Source organism: Rhodococcus erythropolis NBRC 15567 (genome assembly GCF_001552595.1).
Classification (GTDB): domain Bacteria; phylum Actinomycetota; class Actinomycetes; order Mycobacteriales; family Mycobacteriaceae; genus Rhodococcus_F; species Rhodococcus_F erythropolis.
Window position 1 is genome coordinate 77,807 of sequence record NZ_BCRM01000027.1, and the last position, 6,899, is coordinate 84,705.

At 61.3% G+C, this 6,899-nt stretch carries 7 protein-coding genes; 3 read left to right on the forward strand and 4 right to left on the reverse strand.

Translation table 11 applies throughout. The features are described 5' to 3' along the window. Positions 1–65: 65 nt before the first annotated feature. Both RE4_RS25950 and RE4_RS25955 read left to right on the forward strand, forming a co-directional pair. The gene (locus RE4_RS25950) at positions 66–563 is read left to right on the forward strand and encodes a nuclear transport factor 2 family protein (RefSeq protein WP_046378422.1); all 498 of its coding nucleotides are present in this window, start codon (positions 66–68) and stop codon (positions 561–563) included. Next, positions 560–1,399 (forward strand): SDR family NAD(P)-dependent oxidoreductase, encoded by an 840-nt coding sequence (locus RE4_RS25955; RefSeq protein ID WP_020969395.1) that lies wholly within the window; start codon positions 560–562, stop codon positions 1,397–1,399. The genes RE4_RS25950 and RE4_RS25955 overlap by 4 nt, the downstream gene beginning before the upstream one ends. On the opposite strand, the gene RE4_RS25960 is transcribed toward RE4_RS25955, so the two are convergent. Together RE4_RS25960 and RE4_RS25965 are read right to left on the reverse strand one after the other, a co-directional pair. Continuing rightward, the gene (locus tag RE4_RS25960; RefSeq protein ID WP_021333002.1) at positions 1,361–2,317 is read right to left on the reverse strand and encodes a DMT family transporter; all 957 of its coding nucleotides are present in this window, start codon (positions 2,315–2,317) and stop codon (positions 1,361–1,363) included. The two genes, RE4_RS25955 and RE4_RS25960, sit on opposite strands and share 39 nt — an antisense overlap. Positions 2,318–2,408: 91 nt before the next feature. Then, positions 2,409–3,704 carry an MFS transporter gene (locus RE4_RS25965; protein WP_020907429.1) on the reverse strand — a complete coding sequence of 432 codons (1,296 nt, stop codon included), beginning with the start codon at positions 3,702–3,704 and terminating at the stop codon, positions 2,409–2,411. A 159-nt stretch (positions 3,705–3,863) separates the two neighbouring features. On the opposite strand from RE4_RS25965, the gene RE4_RS25970 reads away from it, so the two are divergent. Next, positions 3,864–4,289, forward strand: coding sequence for a pyridoxamine 5'-phosphate oxidase family protein (locus RE4_RS25970; RefSeq protein ID WP_020907428.1), 426 nt, complete (start codon positions 3,864–3,866; stop codon positions 4,287–4,289). 76 nt (positions 4,290–4,365) lie between these two features. On the opposite strand, the gene RE4_RS25975 is transcribed toward RE4_RS25970, so the two are convergent. Together RE4_RS25975 and RE4_RS25980 are read right to left on the reverse strand one after the other, a co-directional pair. Then, positions 4,366–5,145 (reverse strand): nuclear transport factor 2 family protein, encoded by a 780-nt coding sequence (locus RE4_RS25975; protein ID WP_020907427.1) that lies wholly within the window; start codon positions 5,143–5,145, stop codon positions 4,366–4,368. Further along, a complete protein-coding gene (locus RE4_RS25980) occupies positions 5,142–6,872 on the reverse strand; it encodes an acyl-CoA dehydrogenase family protein (RefSeq protein WP_020907426.1) in 1,731 nt (576 codons plus the stop codon). Before RE4_RS25980 ends, RE4_RS25975 begins: the two co-directional genes overlap by 4 nt. Between the last annotated feature and the right edge of the window lie 27 nt (positions 6,873–6,899).

Genomic DNA, 6,899 nt, shown 5'->3' on the forward strand with positions numbered 1-6,899 from the left:
CTGAGGACACCCTACAGTCGATCCGACATGTCTCCGGGAAACCCAGACGAAAAGGACCGACGGTAGTGGATCTCGCACAACGCCTCGACGCGCTCGAACAGATCGAGGAAATCAAGAAGCTCAAACATGGCTACTGGCGAGCATGTGACGCCAAGGATCCGGTTCGGTTCCGCAGCAGCTTCATCCGTTCAGGAGCGTCGATCGACTACGGCCGTCTCGGCGCGTTCGACGACGCCGGGCCGATGGCGGACATCTTCGAGAAGATCGCTCTTCGCAAGGTCGACGGCCGGTACGCGGTACTCGACATGCATCACGGATTGCATCCCGACATCACACTGACCTCGGAGACGTCGGCGGTGGGGCGATGGACTCTGCAGTTCCGCCAGGTCGACACTGTCGGACGCACCGAGAAGTTGATGACCGGCGAATACGACGACAAATACGTAATCGAGGACGGTGTGTGGAAAATGAGTCAATGCCACTTCACGGAGACGTGGTCGATCACCACTCCCCTGTCCCCCGACAGTGAAATCGCCGAGGGTTCGTTGGGAGGCCCCCGATGACCACGTCGACAATCGGCAAAGTAGCGCTCGTGACCGGCGCGAGTAGGAGCGTCGGTAAAGGCATTGCACTCGCACTGGGAAGCGACGGCTGGACGGTGTACGTGACGGCGCGAGGAACCGTCGGCGCCGACGGCCCGCTCGATCGCACCGCGGCGGAGATCACCGAGCGCGGCGGTCACGGCATTGCCGTGCAGTGCGATCACGCCGACGATCAAAAGATCGTCGACCTGTTTGCACGCATCGCCGAGGAACAGTCAGGCCGCCTCGATCTTCTGGTCAACAACGTCTGGGCCAACCCGGCGGGCTATGCCGGCTTCGCCGATCCGTTCTGGAAGAGGCCGATCGACGATTGGGATTCGCTGATCGGAATCGGACTGCGCGCCCACTACGTTGCTTCGGTAGAAGCGGCGAAGTTGATGGTCCCCCGGGGCAGTGGAGTGATCGGCAATATCTCGTCATTCGGCACCCGCGGGTACCTGCACTCTGTCCTGTACGGGATGTCAAAGGCAGGTTTGGACAAGATGGCCGCCGACATGGCTGTCGAATTGAAGGGAACCGGCGTCACCGCACTTTCCTTCTGGCTCGGGTTGATCCGCAACGAGCGGATGGAGGCGAGTGGGATCGAGAGCTTCGAAGGCTTCTCACTGGCCGAGGCCGAAACCCCGGAATTCGTCGGCCAGGTCATCACTGCATTGGCCAACGATCCAGAAGTGAACGCGCGCAGCGGTCACACACTGATCACCGCCGAGACGGCCGTCGAGTACGGAATCACCGACGCCAACGGGAAACAACCTGCGTCACACCGCAGTGCCTTCGGTGGCGGCCCGCTTTTCTGAATCATCGGTGGCAGTGGTCGCGTCGCGTGCCGGCACAGCACGCGGCGCTGCCACTCGCGCCTTCAGGGCAAGCCAGGCACACCCGATGACGACGACGCCGCCGGCCACGATCGAGGGTGACAACGCCTCACCGAGTATCAGCGCCGACCAGGCAATGCTGAGCACCGGTTGAACCAACTGTGTTTGGCTCACAGTGGAAATGGGACCGATCGCCAGACCCCGGTACCAGGGAAAGAACCCGAGAAACATACTCACGCATCCCAGGTAGGCAAACGAAAGCCACGAATTCACATCGGCAGAAACCGGAGCCTGGGCCATGGACGCCACCGTCAACGCAATCGTGACCGGCAGTCCGAGAATCAATGCCCAGGCAATCGTCTGCCACGACCCGATCTCGCGGGCCAGCAACGCACCTTCCGAATATGCCAGCGCTGCACACACAACCGCGGCGAACAGAAGAAGATCAGCGAGATGAAACGAGCCGAGTCCGCCGTTTGCGACGGCCACGAACCCTACGACCGATACCGCGCCGGCGGCGCTTGCCCACCAGAATCCCTTACTGGGACGCTCTTTTCCTCGGACGACGGCAAATACCGCGGTCGCAGCGGGAAGTAGTCCGATCACGACTGCCGCGTGACTCGCCGGCGATGTCTGCAACGCAAACGTGGTGAACAGTGAAAACCCCAGTACCGCGCCAACGGTCACGAGTGCGATGCGAAACCACTGCCGAAGCGTCGGAAGCGTCGCGCGAGTAACCGACAGCATCACAATCGCAAGGGCCCCGGCAACGACGGCGCGGCCCGCGCCGACGAACAGGGGGTCGAGATCCGCGACGGCGACCCTCGTGAGCGGAACGGTGAACGAGAACGCCAGAACACCGAGCAAGCCCCACCACAAACCGGATCGAGACGATGGCATCGGTAGCGGTGCCCGTGACGTGACGATAGCGCTACTCTTCATACTCATATTCAACGATAGCAGTAGCGCACCAACCTGCGAAACTGGTATTTCAGGTGCGAACCCGTGTGCAGGAGATCGAAATTGCACCGAGCAGTCCGACGAGCGCGAAAGCGTAGAAGCCCCACGGCACGGCGTAACCCGCACCCAGGAGAACTCCGCCCAGAATCGGGCCACAGATCGCACCGACCCGGCCGACACCCGCCGACCATCCGAGCGCTGTCGCGCGAATCTGCGGTGGGTGATTGGCGCTCGTGAAGGCGTAGACCAGTACCTGTGCACTGAACACGAAGCATCCGGCGAGGAAGACCATCACGTAGATTCCGAACGACACCTTCACACTCAGAAGCGCCAGGAACAACGCTGCTCCCGTGAACCACACGATTGCTGCGGTACGCGGGCCGATCTTGTTCGCGACGCCCCCGGCGATCAACAGCCCGACGACGGCTCCGGCATTGAGGATCAGAAGGAACGTCAACGAGGCTCCGAGGTTGTAACCGGCCTCGCGCATGATCGTCGGAAGCCACGTGTTCAATCCGTAGACGAGCAGCAAGCCCATGAAACTGGTGATCCAGATGGCGATGCTGTTACGCAGGAACTTCGAAGAGAACAGTGCGCGAACGGGATTGGCGGCTTCGGCACGCCCAGCTTCGGACGTAGGCGCAGCCTCGAGCTCGACACCGTAGCGGGCAGCGATTTCCTCGGCCTCGGCACGCTTTCCGTGAGCGAGAAGGTACGACGGGGATTCCGGCAGATACCGCAGCATGAGTGGAATCAGGACGACAGCAGGAAGTGCGCCGACAACGAACATTGCTCGCCAACCGAAAGGTTCGATCACGACGAGCGCCAGCGCGGCGGTGGCAACGGCGCCGACGTGATAGCCGGTCATCAGCATGGTCGACGCAGATCCACCGCCTTGTTTCTTCGAGAATTCGTTGACCAGAGCCAATGCCGTCGGAAGGGCGCCACCCAGTCCCACCCCGGCGAGGAAGCGCAGCAGACCGAAGATGAACGGATTGGGCGCAATTGCGCACAACAGAGTCAGAATCGAGAATGCGGCAACGGCGTACAGCAGCGCGCGGCGTCGACCGATGACGTCAGTGAGAGTGCCGATGACGAGGGCTCCGATGGTCATGCCGATGAGCCCGAAGGTCGAGATCATCGTGATCGTGCCGGTACTCAATCCCCACGCGTCGTAGTCGAGAAGTGAAGGAATGACCGCGCCGAGTACGACCAGATCGAATCCGTCCAGAAGCACAGCTATCCAACACAACGGTGCTACCCACATTGCGGCACGCGCCCCAGGCGAACCGGTGATTGAACTCGATTGCGTATGCGGTGCGGTCATCGGATCCTCGACATTCACTGCTTGTGGGCGTTCGCTACCGGTTCAGATCCAGTAGTCCAGATCGAGATCTGTTCGCATTGCGAACGCATGTTCATAATGAGCACATCGATTGTGTACGGAGTCACAACGCCATGTCAAACGTCGCGGTAATCTCGAGGAATGGCACTCTCCGAAAATGAGCGTGAACAGTTCCTGGCCGAACCCCACATCGGGGCGCTGTCCGTAGCGGACGGCACCGAACGCGGTCCGTTGACCGTCCCGATCTGGTACCTGTACTCGCCCGGTGGCAAACCATGGATCCTCACCGGCAAGGATTCACGAAAGGCTCGACTCATCGAGTCGGCCGGGCATTTCTCGTTGATGGCCGAAAGGCTCGATCCGACAATCCGTTACGTCAGCGTCAGCGGATCCGTCGACAAGATCGTTCCGGGCACCGACGAGATGCTGGTCGAAGTCTCGCGGCGATACCTGACCCCGGACAAGGTCGACGGATATCTCGAATTCGCGCGATCGCAGTTGGGCGAGCAGGTAGCGATCTACATGAATCCGCAGCACTGGCTGTCTGCGGATCTCGGGGCGATCTGACACTTCACCGAAAAGCGAAGGCTCGGCGCGCCGGAGTGGCGCGCCGAGCCTGACCTGCGTTCGAGTGTTCTCGGTATCAGCTCTCGGTGAAGAAGCGCACCCGATTGAGGCGATGACCGCTCGCCTCGAAGCCGAACAGGGCGATGGCCGGTTCCCCGCACACGATTACGCTCGCCGTCACAGTTCGACCGGCAACCAGCATCTTGCTCTTCGTCACGCCGGTGAGCAGAGCGTTGACGTCGGCTTTGGACAACTGCGTTCCCGCCGGAAGCTCGACGGGTACCGGCGGCGTTCGACCGACAGCGGCCGCATCGAGGAACCGCGAAGCCGCCTTCTTGCCTTTGTCTCCGACTCCGAAGATGCCGCGCGAGAATCCGAGCGCTCCGCCGATCCCCTGGTTCGAGAGCAGCTGCGGGGTCAACTTCGCGGCAGCCTTCATCCCGGCAACGCCGGCGGTAGCGAGCTGGCTCAGCATCGTTGCCAATTCCCAATGCGCATAGAGGGTTCCGATCCGCAAGGAATCGGGCTCCCCCACCAAGTCGTAGCGCAAATGCATCGGCACGTCGAGGACGACTCCGGTCGACATCTCGGTAGCGAGGCTCAGATCGCGCCACACTGTGCGGCCGCACACGATATCGCGCTCGACGTGGAAGGTGATCGAATTGGGGGCGATGAACGTGTCGTAAAAACTCTCGATCGCCGCCTGCCCGTTATGCGGACGTGAACCTACAGGGTCGTTGATCTGGCCCTCTTCGGCAAACAGCGCAACCCAGGTCGAGCGATCATGCGCGCCGACGGCTTTCGGGGATCCCTCCACGACGGCCATCAACTGCTCACGTACCACCGGCGCGGTCATGCGCGCATCTCGTATGCACCGTCGTACGCCTTGACCTGCTGCCACACCCGGTCGAAGCGTTCACTGTCCACAACAGGCTTCCGCACTGCGGCCAAGGCCCACTTCTGCTGCTCCGGCGTCGACGACGGCTTTCCGTGCAGTGCGATCGCGTATCCCGAGAAGTCGCGAATCTGGAAGTCGAAGATCTGATCGACAACGTCGGCGTCGAGTCCGCTGATCTCGGCCTGCTCGAGAATCAGATGACCGTAGACGACGAGGGAGAACAGGTGCCCGACATTGAGCATGAAATCGAGATCCTTCTGCTGCTGCGCGTCCGGCGCTGCGGCAGTGAGCAATTCGGTGAGTGCGATCGCCTGCTCGTAGAAACGAGCGACGTTCGGGATCGAAGAGTGCTTCTCGTAGACGGGCTTCCACTCGTGGAACTGGATCTTCGCAGCGCCGCGGGTCGGTCCCTGATTCCAGAAGAACTCGTCGTCGGCTGCGTCGTCGCGCGTGACGATCTCCGGGAACTCCGCGGGGTTGAACAGGTAGTTCGGCAAGAACTTGAGGATCAGGCCGACGTTGACGTGGACGGTGCCCTCGAGCTTGGGCAGCGTGCCGATCATCTGCGCTGCTTCACGGAAGTACGTGGACTTCTCGTACCCCTTTGCCGCGATCACGTCGTGCAGCAACCCGACGACCTTTTCACCTTCCGAGGTGACCTTGGCCTTGGTCATGGGATTGAACAGCAGGTAGCGACGGTCTTCGAGGCTGGCGCTGCGGAAGTAGTCGACCGCCCGCGCGCTGAACTGTTTCATCGCGATCAGACGTGAGTACGCGTCGACGAAGGCGGCGCGTACATGGGCGAAGTCGGTGACCGGATTACCGTAGAGAATTCGATTCTGCGCGTGAGTGATTGCTTCGAAGAACGCATGTTCGGTGATCCCGATGGAGCCGGTGCACAGGTTGAACTTTCCGACGTTGACCGTGTTGAGCGCGGCCTCGAATGCGGCGACGCCGGTGTGCAGAATGTCTTCCTCGCGCACCGGGTAGTCGTCGAGGCGGAAATTGCTGACGTACATTTGCCCGCGCAGGACATTGTCCACAAGCTGATAGTTCGGATGTGCACTGTCGGCGACGAAGAACACGTAGCCTTCGGGACCCTCGACGTCGGTACGCCGCCCGAACACAGACACCATTCCGGCTACGTTGCCGTTTCCGATGTAGTACTTCTCGCCGCTCGCGCGGAAGGCGACGTCGCCGTCGGTGGGAGTGAGAAGCATGTCGGTGGAATACACGTCGGCGCCGTGATCACGCTCGGACAGGCCGAACGCCATGACACCACCGTCGACGAGTTCCTGCGCTGCACGCTTCTTCGCTGCATCGTTGTCACTCATCCAGATCGGTCCGAGTCCGAGGATCGTGACCTGCCAGGCGTACCAGTAAGCGAGTCCGTAGAAACCGAAGATCTCACTCAAGGCCGCGTTGCGGGCACCGTCCCAACGACGGTTCTCGTCACCGTCGGCGAATGCCGCCGGAGTCTGGAACGTCGCGAACAACTTCTCCTTGCCGACGAACTCGAGAAAGTCGGAGACCCACACGGCGTCGAGGTCGTCCTGAAGCAGTTGCTTCTTGCCGCGGCTCTCGAACCATTCGATGGTGGCTCGCAGCAAACGGCGGGTCTCCGGATCGAACTGAGCAGGGTCGTAAGTATGGGGGTTGAAGAGCAATCCATCGGTGCCAGACACGTCATTACCTTTCGTCGATGACGCTAA

What these genes read in the sequence shown, in the direction of transcription:
- RE4_RS25970 (WP_020907428.1), top strand. Translation starts at nt 3,864, where the DNA reads ATGGCACTCTCCGAAAATGAGCGTGAACAGTTCCTGGCCGAACCCCAC.
- RE4_RS25960 (WP_021333002.1), bottom strand. Translation starts at nt 2,317, where the DNA reads ATGCCATCGTCTCGATCCGGTTTGTGGTGGGGCTTGCTCGGTGTTCTG.
- RE4_RS25955 (WP_020969395.1), top strand. Translation starts at nt 560, where the DNA reads ATGACCACGTCGACAATCGGCAAAGTAGCGCTCGTGACCGGCGCGAGT.
- RE4_RS25965 (WP_020907429.1), bottom strand. Translation starts at nt 3,704, where the DNA reads ATGACCGCACCGCATACGCAATCGAGTTCAATCACCGGTTCGCCTGGG.
- RE4_RS25975 (WP_020907427.1), bottom strand. Translation starts at nt 5,145, where the DNA reads ATGACCGCGCCGGTGGTACGTGAGCAGTTGATGGCCGTCGTGGAGGGA.